This window comes from Micromonospora sp. H61, assembly GCF_018070325.1.
GTDB lineage: Bacteria > Actinomycetota > Actinomycetes > Mycobacteriales > Micromonosporaceae > Micromonospora > Micromonospora salmantinae.
In genome coordinates this window covers 1-435 of record NZ_JAGPXY010000255.1, presented here as the reverse complement: position 1 = coordinate 435, position 435 = coordinate 1, and the positions used below count along the sequence as shown (strand labels likewise).

The 435-nt window shown below is 72.2% G+C and carries 1 protein-coding gene; it reads right to left on the bottom strand.

Annotated elements, in window-relative coordinates; all coding sequences use genetic code 11:
- Positions 1–373: AAA family ATPase (locus KBX08_RS33470; protein WP_210787743.1), on the bottom strand; the 373-nt coding region annotated here is incomplete at its 3' end.
- Between the last annotated feature and the right edge of the window lie 62 nt (positions 374–435).

The following is a 435-nucleotide window of genomic DNA, read 5'->3' as shown; positions in this document are numbered from 1 at the left end:
AGGCCAGCTCCCGGGGGTGGGCCGGGTCGCCCGGCTCGTCGAAGTCACTGCCCACCACTACCACCGCCGGGCACTGCCGCTCCACCGCCCGGTAGCGCTCGACGATCGCGGAGATGAGCTGTTCCCGTCGGCCGTCGGCGACCAGCGCCGAAGCCTCGGCGTAGCTCGCCCCGGCCAGTTCGGACAGCGGCATCTCGACCCGGTAGCGCTCGCTCAGCAGGGCGAGGATCGGGTCCTGGCCGGTGTCGGCCACCAACGGCCGGAACACGCCGATCCGCCCGACCTGGCGGGACAGCAACTCCGCCAACCCGAGGGCAATCGTCGACTTGCCCCCGCCGGACCCCACGCTCGTCAGATACACACTTCGGGCCACAGCCCCACCCTAGAAGATCGCGAGGTCCCCCACCCGGGCCGTCCGCCCCTGCGCACCAAACC